Annotated in this window: 20 protein-coding genes; 11 read left to right on the forward strand and 9 right to left on the reverse strand. The window is 35.5% G+C overall.

From position 1 onward, the window contains the following. Nucleotides 1-11 precede the first annotated feature (11 nt). Nucleotides 12-2,600, forward strand: a complete 2,589-nt coding sequence (locus JM83_RS16955) for a hypothetical protein (RefSeq protein WP_144963283.1) — start codon at nt 12-14, stop codon at nt 2,598-2,600. Here JM83_RS16955 and JM83_RS16960 read toward each other — a convergent pair. After that, complete coding sequence (locus tag JM83_RS16960; RefSeq protein ID WP_144963284.1) at nt 2,597-3,106, reverse strand: GreA/GreB family elongation factor; 510 nt, start codon at nt 3,104-3,106, stop codon at nt 2,597-2,599. The two genes, JM83_RS16955 and JM83_RS16960, sit on opposite strands and share 4 nt — an antisense overlap. Nucleotides 3,107-3,535: 429 nt before the next feature. Between JM83_RS16960 and JM83_RS16965 the strand changes: the two genes are divergently transcribed. The 3 genes from JM83_RS16965 (at nt 3,536) to JM83_RS16975 (ending at nt 7,365) form a co-directional block, all read left to right on the forward strand. Continuing rightward, nucleotides 3,536-4,165 (forward strand): HD domain-containing protein, encoded by a 630-nt coding sequence (locus JM83_RS16965; RefSeq protein ID WP_144963285.1) that lies wholly within the window; start codon nt 3,536-3,538, stop codon nt 4,163-4,165. Between the two features lie 88 nt (nt 4,166-4,253). Then, on the forward strand, nt 4,254-6,068 hold the full coding sequence (locus JM83_RS16970; RefSeq protein ID WP_144963286.1) for an SLC13 family permease: 1,815 nt from the start codon (nt 4,254-4,256) through the stop codon (nt 6,066-6,068). A gap of 46 nt (nt 6,069-6,114) precedes the next feature. After that, nucleotides 6,115-7,365: a glycosyltransferase gene (locus JM83_RS16975; RefSeq protein ID WP_144963287.1), complete on the forward strand. Its 1,251-nt coding sequence runs from the start codon at nt 6,115-6,117 to the stop codon at nt 7,363-7,365. Here JM83_RS16975 and JM83_RS16980 read toward each other — a convergent pair. Beyond that, nucleotides 7,355-8,698: an aspartate kinase gene (locus tag JM83_RS16980; RefSeq protein WP_144963288.1), complete on the reverse strand. Its 1,344-nt coding sequence runs from the start codon at nt 8,696-8,698 to the stop codon at nt 7,355-7,357. The two genes, JM83_RS16975 and JM83_RS16980, sit on opposite strands and share 11 nt — an antisense overlap. A 272-nt stretch (nt 8,699-8,970) precedes the next feature. On the opposite strand from JM83_RS16980, the gene JM83_RS16985 reads away from it, so the two are divergent. Then, a complete protein-coding gene (locus JM83_RS16985) occupies nt 8,971-9,618 on the forward strand; it encodes a hypothetical protein (protein ID WP_144963289.1) in 648 nt (215 codons plus the stop codon). 8 nt (nt 9,619-9,626) lie between these two features. On the opposite strand, the gene JM83_RS19225 is transcribed toward JM83_RS16985, so the two are convergent. After that, a complete protein-coding gene (locus JM83_RS19225; RefSeq protein ID WP_186435033.1) occupies nt 9,627-9,779 on the reverse strand; it encodes a hypothetical protein in 153 nt (50 codons plus the stop codon). Nucleotides 9,780-9,937: 158 nt separating this feature from the next. Between JM83_RS19225 and JM83_RS19635 the strand changes: the two genes are divergently transcribed. Continuing rightward, on the forward strand, nt 9,938-10,069 hold the full coding sequence (locus JM83_RS19635; protein WP_261376849.1) for a hypothetical protein: 132 nt from the start codon (nt 9,938-9,940) through the stop codon (nt 10,067-10,069). 47 nt (nt 10,070-10,116) lie between these two features. Here JM83_RS19635 and JM83_RS16990 read toward each other — a convergent pair whose 3' ends face one another. Together JM83_RS16990 and JM83_RS16995 are read right to left on the reverse strand one after the other, a co-directional pair. Then, nucleotides 10,117-10,851 carry a phosphatase PAP2 family protein gene (locus JM83_RS16990; RefSeq protein WP_144963290.1) on the reverse strand — a complete coding sequence of 245 codons (735 nt, stop codon included), beginning with the start codon at nt 10,849-10,851 and terminating at the stop codon, nt 10,117-10,119. 151 nt (nt 10,852-11,002) lie between these two features. Continuing rightward, nucleotides 11,003-11,401: a 3D domain-containing protein gene (locus JM83_RS16995; RefSeq protein WP_144963843.1), complete on the reverse strand. Its 399-nt coding sequence runs from the start codon at nt 11,399-11,401 to the stop codon at nt 11,003-11,005. Nucleotides 11,402-11,738: 337 nt separating this feature from the next. On the opposite strand from JM83_RS16995, the gene JM83_RS17000 reads away from it, so the two are divergent. Further along, the gene (locus JM83_RS17000) at nt 11,739-12,167 is read left to right on the forward strand and encodes a peptidylprolyl isomerase (protein WP_144963291.1); all 429 of its coding nucleotides are present in this window, start codon (nt 11,739-11,741) and stop codon (nt 12,165-12,167) included. Nucleotides 12,168-12,225: 58 nt separating this feature from the next. Here the strand turns inward: JM83_RS17000 and JM83_RS17005 are convergent, their stop codons facing one another. From JM83_RS17005 to JM83_RS17015, 3 genes are read right to left on the reverse strand one after another with little or no spacing between them, the layout of a single operon-like run. After that, the gene (locus JM83_RS17005; protein WP_144963292.1) at nt 12,226-12,933 is read right to left on the reverse strand and encodes an N-formylglutamate amidohydrolase; all 708 of its coding nucleotides are present in this window, start codon (nt 12,931-12,933) and stop codon (nt 12,226-12,228) included. Then, on the reverse strand, nt 12,930-14,150 hold the full coding sequence (locus JM83_RS17010; protein ID WP_186435034.1) for a glutamate-cysteine ligase family protein: 1,221 nt from the start codon (nt 14,148-14,150) through the stop codon (nt 12,930-12,932). The genes JM83_RS17005 and JM83_RS17010 overlap by 4 nt, the downstream gene beginning before the upstream one ends. Nucleotides 14,151-14,152: 2 nt before the next feature. Continuing rightward, nucleotides 14,153-15,604, reverse strand: coding sequence for a RimK family protein (locus JM83_RS17015; RefSeq protein WP_144963294.1), 1,452 nt, complete (start codon nt 15,602-15,604; stop codon nt 14,153-14,155). 118 nt (nt 15,605-15,722) lie between these two features. Here JM83_RS17015 and JM83_RS17020 point away from each other — a divergent pair, with 118 nt between their 5' ends. Next, the gene (locus JM83_RS17020; protein WP_144963295.1) at nt 15,723-17,018 is read left to right on the forward strand and encodes a dipeptidase; all 1,296 of its coding nucleotides are present in this window, start codon (nt 15,723-15,725) and stop codon (nt 17,016-17,018) included. Nucleotides 17,019-17,044: 26 nt separating this feature from the next. On the opposite strand, the gene JM83_RS17025 is transcribed toward JM83_RS17020, so the two are convergent. Next, nucleotides 17,045-17,899, reverse strand: a complete 855-nt coding sequence (locus tag JM83_RS17025; protein ID WP_144963296.1) for an SdiA-regulated domain-containing protein — start codon at nt 17,897-17,899, stop codon at nt 17,045-17,047. 194 nt (nt 17,900-18,093) lie between these two features. On the opposite strand from JM83_RS17025, the gene JM83_RS19640 reads away from it, so the two are divergent. From JM83_RS19640 to JM83_RS19650, 3 genes are read left to right on the forward strand one after another with little or no spacing between them, the layout of a single operon-like run. After that, on the forward strand, nt 18,094-18,228 hold the full coding sequence (locus tag JM83_RS19640) for a hypothetical protein (RefSeq protein ID WP_261376850.1): 135 nt from the start codon (nt 18,094-18,096) through the stop codon (nt 18,226-18,228). Between the two features lie 20 nt (nt 18,229-18,248). Then, on the forward strand, nt 18,249-18,380 hold the full coding sequence (locus JM83_RS19645; RefSeq protein WP_261376851.1) for a hypothetical protein: 132 nt from the start codon (nt 18,249-18,251) through the stop codon (nt 18,378-18,380). 22 nt (nt 18,381-18,402) lie between these two features. Further along, complete coding sequence (locus tag JM83_RS19650; RefSeq protein WP_261376852.1) at nt 18,403-18,537, forward strand: hypothetical protein; 135 nt, start codon at nt 18,403-18,405, stop codon at nt 18,535-18,537. Nucleotides 18,538-18,918: the final 381 nt, after the last annotated feature.

An 18,918-nucleotide genomic window follows, 5' to 3' on the forward strand; every position in this document is an offset into this window, starting at 1 on the left:
GCCCCCTCTTAATGCCTGAATTAATTTCTTCCCATAAATTATATGCAGAAAATAAAATCCTGGAAAAATCCTTTCTTTTTTTAATTGCATTATTATTTCTGGGAAACTTGAATATTATCGCTCAGGAATATGATGAATTTCCTGTAGAACTACGGGTTAAAAATCTAGAGGTTATAGATATGCCCGTGGCTATTAAAGACCAGGAAGCATATATCTCTGTCTCAGATCTTTTTGATTATCTAAATTTAAAGAATGAAATAGGAAGTAAGCCTGCAGACATTTCAGGTTTTATTATTGATCCTGAAAATTCTTTCAAATTCGATATTTCCCTATCTAAAATTCAGTATAAAGAAAATAGTTTTATAATTTCCGAAGATGATTATATATTAACTTCTACCACGCTATATCTAAAATCTTCACTTTTTGGTAAGATTTTCGGACTGTACACGGATTTCAATTTCAGAAATCTTTCCATAAAATTAACTACAGCTATTGAACTTCCAAAGGTTAAAGAATTACGTTTGGAAAGCATGCGCAAGAACCTAAACAAAGTTAGAGGAGTGATAAACCCCGATACTTTAATAGAAAGGAAATATCCATCTTTTAGGGCAGGTATGGCAGATTGGTCGGTTGTGACCACGCAGCAAACCGATGGGTTTAATGACAACAGGTTCAATTTAGGTTTAGGAACCATGATTGCAGGAGGGGAAACCAATATCCTTTTAAATTATTCGACCAAGATCCCATTTCAATCCAAGAATCAATTCTATCAATGGAAATATGTAAATAATAACAGTAAGATATTTAAGCAAGTTACCGCTGGGAAAATCTTTACAAGGGCTACTTCTTCCCTTTTCGCTCCTGTGGTTGGGGTTCAATTAACAAATACGCCCATAGTGAACAGAAGGTCGTTTGGATCCTATACACTTACCGATGTTACAGATCCCCGATGGACCGTAGAGCTTTATGTGAACAATGTAATGATAGATTTTACTGAAGCCGATGCTTCCGGATTCTTTTCTTTTGAAGTTCCGTTGATGTATGGAAATACCATAGTAAATCTTAGGTTTTATGGCCCTTATGGAGAAGAACGTACCGAAGAACGTATTATTAACATCCCTTACAACTTTATTCCGAAAAAGGAATTGGAATACACACTTAGTGCCGGGATCGTTGAAAATACAGAAAACGATCGGTTTTCCAGGTTCAATATGAATTACGGACTTACAAATGGGTTTACCATAGGTGGTGGGGTCGAATATTTATCGGATGTTACTTCGGGAGAGATGATGCCTTTTATAAATTCTTCTTTGAGAATTGCTGCAGGATTGCTTTTTTCTGGGGAATATATGTATGGTGTAAAGTCTGAGGGATTGTTAAGTTATAGAACACCTTCCAATTTTCAGATAGATCTTAACTATATTAATTATAATAAAGATCAAACGGCTATAAATTATAATTATTTGGAAGAAAGAAAGATAAGCCTATCATTACCAATAAGGACAAAATTATTTTCTGCTTATTCCAGGTTTAGTATAGACCAGATCGTACTTCCCACAACCAAGTTTACTTCAGCTCAGTTCCTACTGTCAGGTTCGTTTTTTGGGATCAGCACCAATTTAACTACCTATGGATTGTTCAACGATCGAACCTCAAATCCATCTATATATAGTACCATATCCCAAACTTACAACCTGCCCCACCAATTGCTTTTTTCGCCTCAATTACAGTATGATTTTAGTGCTAATTCTGTTACCAACATGATCCTAAGGTTGGAAAGGCCTTTTTTAAAACGCGGATTGGTGAACGTGGGTTTTGAAAACAACTTTCTTAGAAAGGCACACTTCTTTGAAATTGGATTGAGATATAATTTGAATTTTGCGCAAACCTCATTGACATCTAGAATTGGAAATTTAAATTCCACCTTTGTTGAATCTGCCAGGGGAAGTTTGCTTTTAGATGACCAAACCGGATATATTACGGTTAATGATCGAAGTAGTATTGGAAAAGGGGCAGTAAGTATTATTCCTTTTCTGGATTTAAATAACAACAATAAATTTGATGAAATGGAGCCCGGTGTCCCCGGTCTAAAGATCAAGAACATGGGGGGCAACGTGACTTATAATAAGGACAAGACCCAACTTCGTATTTACGATCTACAGCCCTATAACCAATTTATGATCCACATAGATGTTTTAAGTTTAGATAATATTGCCTGGAAAATTGAGAAGCCGGTAATTGCTTTGGAAACGGTTCCCAACCAGTTTAAGACCATCTATGTTCCCGTGAAAGTTTTGGGGGAAGTTTCTGGGATGGTTTTTATAAAAGACGAAAATGGAACCAAAGGTCAAGGCCGAATTTCTGTTAATATAATAAATAACAAAAATGAATTGGTAGGGGAATTCCTTACCGAAGGCGATGGTTATTTCACCTATTTGGGCTTGGAACCAGGGCAATACAAAGCGCTTATAAATCCGGAACAACTAGATAATTTAGGTTATTCCTCAAGGCCTTCAGAAATATCCTTTCCTATTGAACAATCTGAATTTGGTGATATTGTAGACGATCTGGAATTTGTTTTGGAAAAGAAAACCGACTAATACGCTATACCACTAATCTCCAATTCCTGAAGTTTCCCGGCCATGAATACTTCAGCTTTTTCCCCTATTTTCTTGCCGGTTAAAGCCTTTGCCAAAGGAGCTACAAATGCAATCTTGTTTTCTTTGATGTTGGCTTCATCCACTCCTACTATCTGAAATTCTTTGGTAACCCCACTTTGAGTTCCCGTTAAAAATTTAAATGTGATCAAGGCGCCAAACCTAATTTCCTTTTGGGGTTGCTCTTTTGGGTCTAATATTCTGGCAGAAAGTATTCTATCGTTCAATAAATCCAGTTTTCCATTTAAAATGGCAAGGGTATGCCTTCGCTCTTTACCTTCCTCTAAATCTAGGTTGGAAATATTGTTTTCCAATTCCATTTTTTCTTTTTTAAGCATTTCATATCCAAGCGGGGTTGCATAATTTATTTCTCCATTTGGCAAAGCTGCCCTGGCAGGTATAAAGGGCGCCTCTTCTTGATCATCTTCTTTTACAAATCCTCTGCTCATAATGCTTTTTCTTTTCAATCCTGAAAATTAGTGAACATTTAATATAATAGCAACATTGATATGTTTCCAATTAGTCTATACCTTCTAATATTTTGCTTGTCCGTAAAGTATCCTAAACTGAAAAAGGAGGTCATTCTGTCCCGACCGTTCGGGAGTTTCAGAATCTCACTACAATATAAATCAATGCAATATGGAGACCCTGAAATAAATTCAAGGTGACGAAAGAACTTTTAGGACAGAAAACGGATATACATTCTAATATTTCAACTTAAAATTGAATAGCATAATAAAAGGTTAAATAATTTAATTAATTGATGTATTACACGAATTCTTGTAAATTTAGAAACGATATCATTAGACTTTAAATTTCCCTTATTTTATAGAAATAGAACCTGTTGAGGGTTGTAGAAACTAAAATATTATTTAACAATGGCTCTAAATTTTCTTAAAGGTTTTAATAAAACGAATTTAGTTTCTAAGACATATGAGTATTGTATCGACTTTTTAAATAACAGCAGATGTAAAACGCTTCCTTTTCACAGTGTACAACATACAGAAGATGTCTACCAGTATACAAAGACTATTGCAAATTATGAAGAGGTTTATGGAGCTGACCTAGAACCCATTCTTATTGCCGCCTTATTCCACGATACCGGCATGGCAGACACCTATGTGGACCATGAAGAGCAAAGCGTTGTTCATGCCACAGAATTCTTAAAAGAAAATGACTATCCCTCCAGCAAAATAGAGATCGTTCAAAATTGCATCATGGCAACCAAGATGCCTCAAAACCCAAAAACAAAGGCTGAAAAAATTCTTTGTGATGCAGATTTATACCACTTAGGATTGGAAAGTTATATTTTTAGAAATGAACGGCTGAGAGCAGAATGGGAACTTTTTTTTAATAAACAATTTTCAGATGAAGAATGGTTTTCACTAAATGTAGACTTTTTGGATACCCAAAAATACCATACGTGGTTTGGAAAGACTGTATTAAACAATAGAAAGGACCTAAATTGTAAGATGCTTAAGGAACGTCATGAAAAATATAAGATTTAATTTTACTTTGGCCTACTATCCTTTTACAGATTTATCTCTGGTTTATTTAAGCCAAATACCCTTATCTTGACACTAAATATTTTAGGGTATGACCATTGATATTATTTTGGTTTTTATAATCCTTGGCATCGTAATAATTCTATTTGCGCTGGAGGTATTCCCCGTAGATAAAATTGCATTTTTCATTATGGTTAGCCTCCTGCTAACTAAATTGATCACCCCCGAGGAAGCCATTTCTGGTTTCGCAAATCCCGCAACCATTACAGTTCTTGCTTTAATGATCATTGCCATTGGCTTGGAAACAAACGGCGTGATTAGCTGGCTTTCCAATGGGCTTAAAAATTTAAGGGGGCTTCCAATTTATCTTATGATCCCTGTTTTTATGCTTATTGCTGGAAGTATTTCTGCATTTATCAATACCACGGCCGTGGTAATCGTTTTTATTAAAATAATCACAGAACTCTCTGCAAAGTATAATATCCCCAGTGAAAAGTTGCTTTTACCAGTTTCTTTTGCAGGAATTATTGGCGGAAGTTGTACACTTATGGGTACCTCTACCAACCTTATTGTAAATGCTATTGCGATTGAAAAAGGGGTCGAGCGTTTCGCATTTTTCGAGTTTACCAAATATGGGGTTTTGTTTTTGGTCATAACAATCCTCATTGTTAGTTTGTTATATAAATTTTTGCCCAACAAAGGAAAAGTGGATATTAATAAAGATTACAACCTAGATGAATATATAACCAAGGTAATCATCAATAAAGATTCTGAAGTAATAGATAAAAAAATAATAGATACCTTTTTCTATAATAACAGGGATGTGGAAATATTGTCGTTAAAAAGAGATGGCATCATTAATAACAGGCCTGGAAAATACACTGCCCTTAAAGAGAAAGACCAATTGCTCCTGGGGTGTAACCTTGAAAATTTGGTTAAACTTAAAGAGCATAAAGGCTTCTCTGTGATTAAAAGGGAAAGTAAAAAATTCACGCTCCCCATTACAGATGCCGAAGGTTTAGAAGAGAATATTCAGGTAGTGGAAATTTTAATGTTACCCAATTCTCCTCTCATTGGAAAAAGTATAAAGTCGGTTGGGAACTTCGATCTTCAAGGAGCCGTGCCCCTAGCTATAAAAAAGAGAAGAAATTTTAGGCATACTGAAGATCGGGTTTTTGGTAAAAAAAGAGATGAGATAGAGCTTCGGGTGGGAGATAGACTTTTGGTAGAGGTTTCTGCAAAAGCCCTTTCCGATCTGGGAAAAATAGATAATATCACCATACTTCAGCAATACCAAGAAATCGAGGTTAAGAAAAAATCCAAACGAATCATTTCTCTTGGAATATTGGTGGTGGTGGTCGCCCTCTCAGCATTTTCTATATTCCCTATTTTACAAAGTGCCTTGGTTGGGGTTTTTCTAATGATCTTCACCAAATGCCTAGATCTAGGAAAAGCCTATTCCCAAATTAACTGGCAAGTGATCTTTCTTTTGGCAGGAATGATCCCTTTGGGAATAGCCATGAGCAATAGCGGAGCCGACATGTGGATTGCCGATCATTTACTAGCACTCTTTACAGAACGGTCCAGTACCATTATTATTGGAATCCTTTTCCTTGTTACCATGATCTTAAGTGGCTTCGTTTCCAACAATGCAACCGCTATTATCATTACCCCAATCGCCATTACCATTGCGACAACGATGAACCTGGATCCAAAACCCTTTATATTGGCAATTATGTTTGCAGCCAATTTTAGTTTTTTCACTCCGGTAGGCTACCAAACCAACACCTTGATCTATGGAATGGGAATGTATAAATTCAAGCATTTTTTAATAGTGGGTGGCTCGGTCTCCTTGGTGCTTTGGATTGTTGCTTCCTTGCTGCTTTCTGGAACTTTCACTGTCTAGCGATCGGCACTTCATTATAATCTAGTATTTTTGCCTTAAAAAATAAATGTCGACTGTATTAGTAATAGGATATGTTTGGCCAGAGCCAAATTCTTCGGCTGCGGGCAGGCGTATGCTTCAGTTGTTAGAGTATTTTACATCTTCCAAATACAAAGTGATATTTGCTACCACAGCCGCTCCTTCCAGTAATGCCGCAGATCTTATAGCACTAGGAATCTCTTCGGTAAAGATTGAATTGAACAACAGTAGTTTTGATGCTTATATCCAGGAGCTTCAACCAGAAATCGTTCTTTTTGACAGGTTTATGATGGAAGAACAATTTGGATGGCGCATAACCAAAAATTCCCCAGGTTCAATAAAAATTTTGGATACCGAAGATTTGCATTTTCTGCGAAATTACAGGGAGAAAGAAGTAATCGCATCCAGTTCAATTACAAATTCTGAATTGGCAAAACGGGAAGTTGCAAGTATCTACAGGTGCGATCTTAGTCTTATTATTTCTGAAGTAGAAATAGGCCTTTTAAAAGAAACTTTTAAAGTTTCAGAAGATCTATTGTTATATCTCCCTTTTTTATTGAACGCCATAAGCGATTCTGAAATTGAGTTTCTCCCCCGTTTCGAAGAAAGGCAACACTTTATTAGCATAGGGAATTTTAAACATCGACCTAATGTAGATGCAGTCAGGTTTTTGAAGAAGGAGATTTGGCCACTTATTAGAGAGGAACTTCCCTATGAAGAACTACATATCTATGGGGCATATCCTACCGCAACTGTTAACCAGTTAAACAACCCGAAAGAAAATTTTCATATAAAAGGCTGGGCAAAAGATGCTGAAGAAGTAGTGAAGAGATCAAAGGTCAGCCTTGCTGCATTGCGTTTTGGAGCCGGATTAAAAGGCAAACTTACCGAAGCAATGCAATGCGGTACCCCAACGGTAACTACAAATATAGGCGCCGAAGGGATGCATGGAGGGTTTCCTTGGAATGGCTTTGTAGAAAACGATCCAAAAGCATTTGCGCGAGCGGCCATTAAACTTTATACTACAAAAGTTCTTTGGCAAGAAGCCCAATCCAATGGATTTAAGCTAATAAATGAGCGATATTACAAAAATGCCTACTATAAGATCTTGGATGAAAAACTAATATACCTGAAAAATGGACTTTCTAAGCATAGGCAGCACAACTTTATAGGCGGTATGCTCATGCATCACAGGGTAAAAAGCACACAGCATTTATCTAAATATATAGAAGTGAAAACCGAATTGGAAGCTTTGAAATCTTCAAGCTTTAAAGACTAGGAACTAATTCTTGTCCTGCCTTGATAAATAAGGTTTTATGCAAAGCCTTGAGCGCATTTACTTTATTTTCTGTAGCCACCAACAGCGAAACATTGTTCAAACTGCCCCCATAGGAAATCATCCGAATCGGGATTTCATTAAGAATCTCGAACAATTTATACGTATTGGAATCTTCAATAAGTCCTTCCCCTACAATACAAATTATACTGTGGTCCTTTTCTACAGTAATATCGCCATATTCATGAAGTTGATCCAAGATGGGACCTAAATTCCTCGTATCATCTATCGTTAGTGAAATTGCAATTTCTGAAGTGGTTATCATATCTATGGCAGTTTCCAGATTATCAAAAATTTCGAAAATTTTCTTTAGAAAACCGTGTGCCATCAACATTCTATTGGATTTTATTTTAATGGCCGTAATTCCATCTTTTGCTGAAATTGCTTTAAGTCCCTTTTTATTGATTTCCGAAGATATTTTAGTACCTGGCAACTCTGGGGTAAACGTATTTTTTAGGTAGATAGGGATATTCTTTTCCAGTACCGGAGAAATCGTTTGTGGATGCAATATTTTTGCCCCAAAATATGCGAGTTCTGCGGCTTCTTCAAATGTAAGATTGGATAAGGGATGGGTGTCTTCCACGTATCTGGGATCGTTATTATGGAAGCCATCGATATCTGTCCAAATTTGTACTTCTTCAGCATTTAAAGCTGCGCCAAGAATAGTTGCCGAATAGTCGCTCCCACCCCTTTTTAATGTGCTAACCCGGTTAAATTTATCTATCCTCACAAAGCCTTGGGTAATATAAATTGGTTCCATCTCCTCACTTTTCAAGAATGGAATTATTCTGTTGGCAACTTCAGTGGTATCTGGGTTTTCTATATTTTCAACATACATAAATCTTTTTCCATCGAGAAGTGTATTGTCCATCTGGCTGGCAAAGAGATATTCTGAAAATATATAAGTAAGCAATGTTTCCCCGAAAGTAAGAATTAGATTTGTGTTATCTTCAGAATATTCACGCAACAAGAAGTCATCGAATTCTTTAAATAAATCATTTAAACCAGATTTTACTTTAAAATTACGATCCGGACTGGTTATTAATTTATCAAGAAGCTCAATATGTTTAACTTTTAACACGCTATTTAATATTTGGGCTTCTTCTTGCTTCCCATTTTTGATCGCTTCGGTAATAGTTACCAAATGGTTTGTAACTCCAGACATGGCCGAAAGTACTATTATTTTAGTTCCTGGGATGGACTCAATTATATTTCGAACATTATATATACTTTCTGCTGTTCCCACCGAGGTACCTCCAAATTTTAAAATTTTCATCCTATTGCATTTTAATTGTTTGTCCGTAAAATATCCTAAGTTGAAAAAGGACGTCATTCTGTCCCGACCGTTCGGGAGTTTCAGAATCTTGTTTCAATGTATATCAATACAATAATTGAGACCCTGAAATAAATTCAGGGTGACGAAAGAACTCCTAGAACAAAAATGGATATCCATTCTTTTTAAAAAGGCATAAGTAGTGAGAGTTCTTAAAACAGAAAAAAAAGAATCAAAATTTATATATATTTGTACAAAATGTATATTATTTAACAATGAATACCATAACCTCCTGCGTGCAGAATATGTTGAGGCATCAGCCATTTTTGGATGATGCATTGGCGAAAGATCTAATTAATTTTAGTGCTTTGGCAGAACACTTACAACCCGATGTAGAAAAAATTCTTAGAAAACCTGTTAAGCAGGGTTCTATTATTATGGCCTTGCGTAGATATCCCCCTCAACGAAATCTTTTAAAAAATGCTAACTTAAGAGAAATGGGTGATATTGTGGTGAGGTCTGGAATTACAGAATTCACCTATTTAAATTCTGCCACTTTACTCGGGAACCAAGCTTTGCTCATGAATTCTGTAAAAGATCAAATTGGTGTCTACTTAAATTATTCCAGTACCTATCAGGAAAGTAATATTTTGGTGTCTAAAGATCTAAAAGAAAGAGTGGTTGATTTTTTTAAGGGCGAAACCCTGGTTTCGGTGAAAGATGAACTATCCAGTATTACAATTACATTGCCAAAAAACAGTTCTAAAACGGTAGGCCTTTATTTCTATATTTTCAAGCTTTTGGCCTATGAGGGAATTCCTGTTTTCGAGATGATCTCTACGTCCAACTACTTTGCATTGTTCCTGGAGAAGGAATATATAAACAAGGCTTTTTTATTGCTTAACGAAATTAAAATTTCATAAAAAAAATGCTACCAATAATCAAAGTAAACTCCAGTCATTGCAACACCTGCTATAAGAATAACCAGCACTATTAGAATAAAAAAAACACCAAATTTTGTTTTCTTATTGTTTTGTAAAATATAATCTTCAGATTCATTGTCTTCCTTGTCTCGGATTTGCATAAATTAAAATTTTTACAAATTTAATTAAATTAGGTTTCAGTAATTGTAAAATAAATATAAAATAAGAACAGGAAAATACAAAAAAAATTAAAGTTCTCTTAAATAATTTAATTTTTTCATACTCTCTTTTTATTTTTACAGCCTTAAAATCAATTACTATGAAATCAATATTACGGGCAATATTAGCAGGATGGGGTGCAAAGAAGTTGGGTGGAGGCTGTGGTTGCTTCGGGATAGTAATAGCATTTATAATTCTCTGGATCCTTTTAGGATACTTAGGGCTTGGATAGACCCATCTCCCTAAAAGCCATTTTTTAATACTGCCGTTCAATTTAACTTAAGCTTTACGCTCTTCCTCTCTTCGGAAAAGGTCTATAATATTGAATATCAGTACACAAAACATCAACCAAATAGTGCCGGCAATAATCCCCCCAGCAATATCTGATGGAAAATGAACCCCCAAATAAATTCGGCTAATTCCAATCCCCACGATCATCAATGAGAACAAGAACATCAAGCTTATTTTTAGCCATTTATTGATCTTCAGAAAATAACATAGATAAATCAAAAAGCCGTAAAACGCCGTAGCGCTCATTGCATGTCCACTTGGATAACTAAGGGTTTCTACAGATACTAAATGCTCTGCGGTGGGCCTTGCCCTATTTATTGCTTCCTTGAGGGCGAGGTTTGATAGTCCGGAAATAACTATAACAAATACCAACTGCGCCACGTACCTCCAGTTTTTAAACTTGAATAAAAAGAAGAGCGAACAAATTGTTGTAATAATGATATAGGCATATAAATCCCCAAGATCGGTTACAAACTGCATTATATTATTTAATTGTGGATTTCTAAACGAAGTCACATATTTCGTGATAGCAGCATCATATTTTGATACCAAATTGCTGTTAAGGGTATTGGTTAATTCAATAAATACATTGATGCCGACCACAACAATTATCAATGCTAAAATTATGGTGATTATATAAGGAAGTTTATGATTGTATTGATGGAATTTATCCCTTAAGATAGACTCTAATCCGCGTAAGAAGTCAATAATTTTTTCTTTCATATATAGTTTGGCTAAAACAGAAATCCATCAATTAGAAAGTTCTAATTTAAAAAGTAAAACTAAAGAAAATCTAAGGATTTTTTAAATATTGGAGAGGAACCAAGAAAATAAATGTTTAGGAAGAAAAAATTAAAATAGCTAAAAACAATATTTATTCTATATTCTCAATAAGAGAATCCTTTTGGACAAGATATTGGATACTTATTTTCTTTCTTCCCCAATTCTTTGCTTTTTGAACATCTTCCCCCATGTAGATATCAATTTTATTTCTCCAGCGATGGTGCATTTTATCTTTCACAAAAAATATCCCTGATAAGCCATCAATTTTAACCGGGGTATTGTACACCAACCCCTTTTTCATAAGATCACGGGAAATAGCAATTACCTTCATGCCCGGTTTTAATGTATCTCCCCACGCCGTTATCTTTGGGTTTCCTTGATTCTGATAAGCCAAAGAATTATATGCACTGGCCGTGACCTTTACCGTTTTCCAGTTAACAGCTTCAGCACTAGTTTCATTTGGGTCTTTACAACTAATGTAGAACGTCATAAAAAAGGCGAAAAATGAAATAGATGTACGCTCCAGAAAAAGTCCAGTCATTGCTCTACTTTTTAAAATACAGATGACAACTGACATAATTACCGATTATTGTTAAAGCCTGAAATAATAGCATTTACAGGTCACAATTTACAAAAAATCAATTGTATTATAGGTGCATTAAGGCTTAAGGCTTCGTTTTTAGGCGATAGCTACCGCGAAATTGATCTAAAACCATAATTAAGGACTTTGGCAGGGTTATGGCATCTTAGGGAATAACAAGATAAAATTAAACATGTGGACCTCGATATTGAAGTTTACATATATCTAAAAATGAAAAAACACATTTATGAGTCAAGTTAAAGAGAAAGACACGGTAAAAGTACATTACACAGGAAAATTAGCAGATGGACAAGTTTTTGACAGTTCAGAAGGAAAAGACCCAATAGAATTCACTTTAGGTCAAGGTCAGTTAATTCCAGGTTTTGAGAATGGACTTATCGATATGAAATTGAACGAGAAAAAAACAATAAATATACCTGTGCAAGAAGCTTACGGGGAACCGCGTAAAGAATTGGTGCAGGAAGTAGAGAAAAGTCAGTTGCCACCGGAAATAACTCCAGAAGTTGGAATGGGACTTGTTTCTAAAGGGCCAGATGGACAAGAAATGAACCTTTTGGTTGCTGAAGTAAAAGAAGATACTATCGTAGTAGATGGAAATCATCCTCTAGCTGGAAAAGATCTTATTTTTGATCTTGAAGTAGTGGAGATTAAGTAAAATAGTTTTCTGGACTATTTGCCTCATAATTGGATTCTGTACAAATGTATAGATCTAATTATGAGGTTTTTTTATGCTCTAATACGTTCACTAAGTTCGATAACGAATTATAAAGCGCAGTTTTAAGATCACTTTTAAAAGCATTGTTTTTGGAAAACTTTTGGTTGACCTCTAATTCGATGCCCGAATACTTATCTGGAAATTTCTTTCGTAAATAAGTAGTAAAACCATCTGCCTTTCCCAAATATGGGGAGTTAAACCTAACTTTAAACTTAGGTAATTCCATTAGCAATAAATCTTTCCATTTCTTACAGATCTCTTTTTCTGGATTTTTTGATGGATCATATAATAATCCAATATCTGCCTTTCTAATAGTTCCTTTTAAACTGGGTGTAAAACTGTGAAAAGAAATATGCAGTACCTCCTCCCCTTTTTTAATCAGTTGCAAAATTTCTGCTTCGACTTCATCGCGATAAGGATTGTAAAATTCACAGATTAGTTTTGACTTATCTGCTGCACTTAATGAAGCCATGAATTCTGAAAATAATTTAGGATGATGCTTGGATCGATTGAGTTCAATCAACAATCTACTGATCGTATTCGATTTCGAAAAATCACTTAAAGGTTTACAAAACTCAAAAAGATCTAAAGAACCATAATCCAAGCCCCGGTGTGACTTAAGGGCATCGGCAGCATGCACAAATAAGCTTTGGTATGCTTCCGGGACCTTATTCCCTCCGTGCTCACAGGTACATACCAATTTCACGGTTTGTAGAAATTATTGGTTTCTAAGCAAGTAACCAATTTAGAATAAACAGCATTTATAGTAGCACGAGAATAATCGTTAAAAATCCCTTTTAAAATTCTGGTCGCTAAACTTCCATTAGCCAAAATAAATTCAATAGCTTTTCTATGTTTTGGAGAGATCCTCTCTTGTACCCTTAGATATAATGTTTTCCATAATTCGCCAGCAGTACATTCTGAATCCACATCAAATAAATTCAAATATTTGGGATTCGTTATTTGAGTATTTTCGGCATCTTCTATCACATCGTTAAAAATTGTGAACAGATCATCCTCATGCCAATTCTTCTGATCTTCTAGAGACACCAATTCTTCAGAAACCAATAACTTCAAGGTTTCGATTATTAAAACAGCAAGTGCAATATCTGCTTTTGGGCATTCCTGAATATCAATCACCCTTATCTCTATCGCATTTCTATCGAACCTGGCTATTGCGCCACGGGAATTAAGGAAATGTTTGTCCAGAATGTTGTCGGTATCAAAAGGTGCTATCGCTTTATTGATGGGTTCAAAAATCTGTTTTATATAATCCTCCTTATTAAATACCTGCTCTGGGATCACTTTACCAGTCATTTCGGGGATTTCCTTTTGATTGGTTTTATAAACTTCCATTCTACTATCCAAAAATCCAGTATTCTTGCTTTCAAAAATAGGAGAACTGGCACTAAGCGCCGGGATAATTGGGAGCAAGATCCTAATTGCAGCGTGCAGTTGCCCAAACTCCTCGTTCCCGAAAAATGGCAAATTAAGGTGCATGCTTTGCACATTGCTCCAACCATGTCCTCTACAGTCAAAAATCTTGTTATATAAAGAATAGATCTCACTATAATGATGCTCCCAAAGCTTCATTTCCTTTGCGGGATCCATAAGTGGATGGGAAGCGGTAGGCATTAATTTCGCGTCTTCTGGGAGCAATAATTTATTGATCTCTAGAATGTTTTGATGGAACAATTCGTCCAGATCTTCCAGTTGTTTTGTGGGCCCGTTGGTCTTTAACTCCACCACATGGGCCACAAGTTCATTGCTCCATTCTATTTTTCCATTGGAAACGTCCGAAGTTATCGATCCATTTTTAAGGATCATTAATTTATCTACAATTGGCGCAATCTTAAGGTTGGAAGACTTTACCACCATATATTCCAATTCTATCCCAAAAACTTCAAAAAGCCGATAGTTCATATTTATTTTTTTTCTAATCTGTTTTTTAATGCGGAGAGGATTTTAATGTAAATCTCATCGCCATAATATCCATCTTCTACGCCGGCATCAATATTTGGGTTGTCATTTATTTCTATTACCAAGGGTTTTCCATTTACTTCTTTCACATCTATTCCAAATAATCCCAATCCCATAAGTTTAGCCGATCTTAGTGCAACATCCATCACTTTTTTTGGCACTTTTTCAATAGGCAAACAATCTGCATTCCCATCTTGGTCATCTTTCTTGGCAGCATTCCAATTATAGATTTGCCAGTGTCCCTTTGCCATATAATATCTACAGGCAAAAATGGGTTCAAGATCTAAAATACCAATTCTCCAATCATATTCTGAAGGAGAAAATTCCTGTGCGATAATGAGATCCGACTTCTTGAGCATACTGTCTACCAACTCATAATACTCTTCTTCTGTTTTTGCTTTTTTAACTCCGAAAGAAAAAGTGGAATCGGGAGATTTTAGTACACAAGGCAATCCCGTGATCGTTAATACTTCCTTTTTATTGTGCTTATGTACAATTACGGTTTTAGGTGTTGGAATATTGGCATTCTGCAAAGCTTCTGCCATATACACTTTATTACAGCACTTTAAAATAGCCCCGGGATAATCTATTAATGCGATCTCGTCCTGCTGCGCCTTTCTCGCAAAAGCGTAAGCTTCATTATTCACCTCGGTACTTTGCCTAATAAACAAGGCATCAAAAGAAGATAATCTGGAAAGCTCTTTTGGCGAAATAACTTCTACATAGAAGTTCATTTTTTCGGCGATTTCCATAAATTTCTTGATGGCCTTTGCGTTGCTTGGAGGTGCAGGATCTCCGGGTTGCACAAGGATGGCAAGGTCATATGCGGCTGAACTTGATTTTGCGGTATCATACCGTTTTTTTGCAAAATATTCCGAAGCGAAAAAATGCATGCTTTCTTTATGGTCTTCAGGGATTTCAGATTCTGAAATTGCACGAATATTTTTAATATGCCATTTTGTGGTAAAATTAAAATGGATCCTTAAAAATGGGATCTGAAAAGACCTAAAAAACATGGTGCTCAATTCTTTGTATTTCTGTGCCACATTTTGCCCGAAATAAATACTCAAAATAAATTCTTGGGACTTTATATTTTTTAGGCTTTTCTGAATAAGATCATCAAAATCATCGGCCACGATTTTAACTAATTTAGGTTCTCGCAGATCTACAATATTTTTAACTGAAGGAATGGCTTTATGATCCCTAGCTTCGGCAAGTAAGGAGACGTAGTATCCTTTAGATTGATAAGAATAATCTTTACATAGATTAAAAACCCTGGCTTTTTTAAGGTTGGAATATTTAGGATTCGTGAGATAATCCTGAGCAGAGATCACTGCTATATTATCTACAGCAATTTTCCATTTTTCAGGATGGCTTACCACAATTAACTTTTTCATTTATCGATTTAAAAACATATCAAATTTAGTTCAAAAAGAGGTTCAATATTCAAAATTATGATGACAAGTAAAATATAATTATTAAATTCCGTAGAAATTAATAAGTAACACACTTCAAATGAAATTCACCTCCATTCTTTTAATAAGTATTATAAGTATAAATTCATTTTACAGCCAGAATAAGAATAAAGAACAATCTGAAATGTGGAAAAAAGCGAAGGCAATTCATGAAAAAGTAATCACTATAGATACCCATAACGATATAAATATCAACAACTTCACTGCCAATCGCAATTACACACAAGATCTTAACACACAAGTTAATCTGCCCAAAATGATGGATGGTTGCTTGGATGTGGCTTGGTTTATTGTTTATACCGGTCAAGGAGAATTAAATGAAGCTGGATATGCAGCAGCCTATAAAAATGCGATTTCCAAATTTGAGGCGATCCATAGATTAACAGAGGAAATTGCCCCCGATAAAATTGGATTGGCAACATCTTCCACTGAAGTTCGAAAATTAGTGAACGAGGGCAAACTGGTAGCGATGATAGGGGTTGAAAATGCCTATCCCATTGGCGAAGACCTTAAAAATATTGAAAAATTCTACAACCTTGGAGCGCGATATATGTCTCTATCGCATAACGGCCATAGCCTATTCAGCGATTCCAATACCGGGGAAGCAGATGCTATTTGGCTGCATAACGGATTGAGTGAATTGGGAAAACAAGCGGTTGCAGAAATGAACAGACTGGGAATAATGATAGATGTTTCGCATCCTTCCAAAGAAGCCATAAAACAAATGTTCCAACTTTCCAAGGCTCCTTTAATTGCTTCCCACTCTTCTGCAAGGACCTTGTGCGATCATAGCAGGAATTTGGATGATGAACTTTTAAGCTTATTCAAAGAACATGGTGGAGTGGTTCAAACCGTAGCTTTTAGTGCGTATGTAAATACCAATAAACATAATGCTTATTACGCTGCTGTAAACGAGATCTATAAGACGGAAGGAGAAAAAGCAGGTTTCGAGGTATTGTCTAGAGATAGTATTAGAAATCTGGAAGAAAATGAGAGAGCTATCTATGATGAAAATTACCAGAAAATAGTTTCTTCTTCAACGGGTAAAATTAATGAACTTCGCAAGAAATCCGGGCCTGTAAATGTTGCAGATTATGTAGACCACATAGATTATCTGGTTGAAAAAATAGGAATTGACCACGTAGGTATTAGTTCCGACTTTGATGGCGGCGGCGGAGTTGAAGGTTGGCAAGATGCTTCAGAAACCTTTAATGTAACATTAGAGTTGGTAAAAAGAGGTTATACAGAAGATGAAATAGCCAAGCTTTGGGGAGAAAATCTTTTAAGGGTCTTAGATGAAGTGGAGGCGGTTGCTAAAAAAGTTCAGAAGAGCTAACTATAATTGAATGTTCTAAAGAGAAACTATTTTTTATCTAAAGTGACTTTTAAAATATTTCCCATACCGCCAGCACCCTCATTGGATATATAAAGGTTTCCGGCAGCATCGAAAGTTATACCTTCCGGCTGGCCAAATTGTTCCTCTTTAAAAACATGTAATTTTTTGATCTTTCCCCTTGAATTTAAAATAAGAAGTTTCGGATTCGTTGCATCCAAAATATAAACATCACCATTTTTAGGATGTACCGCAAGGTCGGAAGGGCGAATGATTTGATGGTTTATTTCTTGATCTAGCACCTTAAAAGCCGGATCGTTGAATTGAATTTCAAAAGCGGGCTTCTCCTCTACTTTTTTGGTCTTTAAATTAAAAGCATAGATAGGCTTGGATTTTTCTTCTTCTTTATCTTTTATTGCAAGTAACAACCTGTTATTTTTTTTATCATAAGCTACCCCTTCAAAATTAAATTCGGGAGGCAAACCGGTAGCATACTCATTTACTATAATAGAATCCTGTCTATAATTTTGAACTTCAAATAAAGTTCCATCACTCCTCAGCACATAGGCATCGTTATCTACAAGAGCAATACCTTCGTAATCTCCATCTTCTCCAAAAGGAATTTGTTTATCTATAGTAGAGGCTTTGGTGTTATAAATAAAAATAATTGCTTCTTCATCTTCAACACAGGCCATATGATCTTCATCTATCCAAGATATTCCAGAAATTTCTTCCAAAAGAATTGGCATATCCCATGTTTTATCTATTTGTACATCTTTAGCAGTAGGAAAATCTCTGTTAGGAGCAATACCATCGAAAGCGAAATAGATAAGGGCCACAAGCGCAAATGCCCCCAATATGATAATTAATGCGGTTTTGTTCATGTACCAAAAATAAACATTTAATCATATTGTCTAGTTAAGGTAATCCAAAAGTTATAACCTACATCTCCAAAATAACCATAGGAAGTACGGCTTTAAAAGTTAAATAAATGTTAAATGGTACTATTTTATACCTAGTACTGTAACAAAATGATTTTCTGCTCGTCTATTAAGTATAACACTTAAAAACATTCATCATGAGAATTTCAGAAAACATCAGTCAAAACTTTAGCGGAATCAAAGAAGGAGATCTAACCCACAAAAGACACTTCTTAAATCTTAGACAATCTACCAGGGACTCTTGGTATGGCAGAAGAAGATTTGGAGTATAAAATTTTTAAAATCAAATATTATGAAAACTTTAGAAAACACCAATCAAAATTTTAGCGGCATCAAAGAAGGAGACTTAACTCACAAAAAACACTTCTTAAATCTTGGACAATCTACCAGGAATACCTGGTATGGCAGAAGAAGATTTGTATAAAAAAAATTAAAAATCATTCATCATGAAAACTTTAGAAAACACCAATCAAAATTTTAGTGGAATCAAAGAAGGAGACTTAACACACAAGAGACACTTCTTGAACCTTAGACAATCTACCAGGGACACTTGGTATGGCAGAAGAAGATTTGGAGCATAAACTTATAAAAATCTATCCAATGCATTTAGAATTCTAAAATAGCCGAACACAAGTTGTTTCGGCTATTTTCAATTTATCCCCTTCCATTTTATAGAGGTCGTAGTTATGTTCATATCAAAATTATAATGTTTAGTAGGGATGTCAGGTTGAGCGCCCCGATGCCTTGGGGAAGACCTTCTATTTAAGCTAAAAAATTATCGACTTTAGTTTATCCTGAGCGCAGTCGAAGGGCTACCATTGACGTGTTTTTATTTATTTGTGAATCCAAGACCCTGAAACCAGTTCAGGGTGACGATGCGGAATTGTCGTCATGCTGAACTTGTTTCAGCATCCCATCAGCTTATATAAAAAACACGTCAATTTCCTACGCTGGATAATTTT

This window comes from Gillisia sp. Hel_I_86, from assembly GCF_007827275.1.
Lineage (GTDB): Bacteria > Bacteroidota > Bacteroidia > Flavobacteriales > Flavobacteriaceae > Gillisia.

Bases quoted from the DNA above. Each gene is read 5' to 3' on its own strand.
- JM83_RS16955 (WP_144963283.1), top strand. From the start codon at position 12: ATGCCTGAATTAATTTCTTCCCATAAATTATATGCAGAAAATAAAATC.
- JM83_RS16960 (WP_144963284.1), bottom strand. From the start codon at position 3,106: ATGAGCAGAGGATTTGTAAAAGAAGATGATCAAGAAGAGGCGCCCTTT.
- JM83_RS16965 (WP_144963285.1), top strand. From the start codon at position 3,536: ATGGCTCTAAATTTTCTTAAAGGTTTTAATAAAACGAATTTAGTTTCT.
- JM83_RS16970 (WP_144963286.1), top strand. From the start codon at position 4,254: ATGACCATTGATATTATTTTGGTTTTTATAATCCTTGGCATCGTAATA.
- JM83_RS16975 (WP_144963287.1), top strand. From the start codon at position 6,115: ATGTCGACTGTATTAGTAATAGGATATGTTTGGCCAGAGCCAAATTCT.
- JM83_RS16980 (WP_144963288.1), bottom strand. From the start codon at position 8,698: ATGAAAATTTTAAAATTTGGAGGTACCTCGGTGGGAACAGCAGAAAGT.
- JM83_RS16985 (WP_144963289.1), top strand. From the start codon at position 8,971: ATGAATACCATAACCTCCTGCGTGCAGAATATGTTGAGGCATCAGCCA.
- JM83_RS19225 (WP_186435033.1), bottom strand. From the start codon at position 9,779: ATGCAAATCCGAGACAAGGAAGACAATGAATCTGAAGATTATATTTTA.
- JM83_RS19635 (WP_261376849.1), top strand. From the start codon at position 9,938: ATGAAATCAATATTACGGGCAATATTAGCAGGATGGGGTGCAAAGAAG.
- JM83_RS16990 (WP_144963290.1), bottom strand. From the start codon at position 10,851: ATGAAAGAAAAAATTATTGACTTCTTACGCGGATTAGAGTCTATCTTA.
- JM83_RS16995 (WP_144963843.1), bottom strand. From the start codon at position 11,401: ATGACGTTCTACATTAGTTGTAAAGACCCAAATGAAACTAGTGCTGAA.
- JM83_RS17000 (WP_144963291.1), top strand. From the start codon at position 11,739: ATGAGTCAAGTTAAAGAGAAAGACACGGTAAAAGTACATTACACAGGA.
- JM83_RS17010 (WP_186435034.1), bottom strand. From the start codon at position 14,150: ATGAACTATCGGCTTTTTGAAGTTTTTGGGATAGAATTGGAATATATG.
- JM83_RS17015 (WP_144963294.1), bottom strand. From the start codon at position 15,604: ATGAAAAAGTTAATTGTGGTAAGCCATCCTGAAAAATGGAAAATTGCT.
- JM83_RS17020 (WP_144963295.1), top strand. From the start codon at position 15,723: ATGAAATTCACCTCCATTCTTTTAATAAGTATTATAAGTATAAATTCA.
- JM83_RS17025 (WP_144963296.1), bottom strand. From the start codon at position 17,899: ATGAACAAAACCGCATTAATTATCATATTGGGGGCATTTGCGCTTGTG.
- JM83_RS19640 (WP_261376850.1), top strand. From the start codon at position 18,094: ATGAGAATTTCAGAAAACATCAGTCAAAACTTTAGCGGAATCAAAGAA.
- JM83_RS19645 (WP_261376851.1), top strand. From the start codon at position 18,249: ATGAAAACTTTAGAAAACACCAATCAAAATTTTAGCGGCATCAAAGAA.
- JM83_RS19650 (WP_261376852.1), top strand. From the start codon at position 18,403: ATGAAAACTTTAGAAAACACCAATCAAAATTTTAGTGGAATCAAAGAA.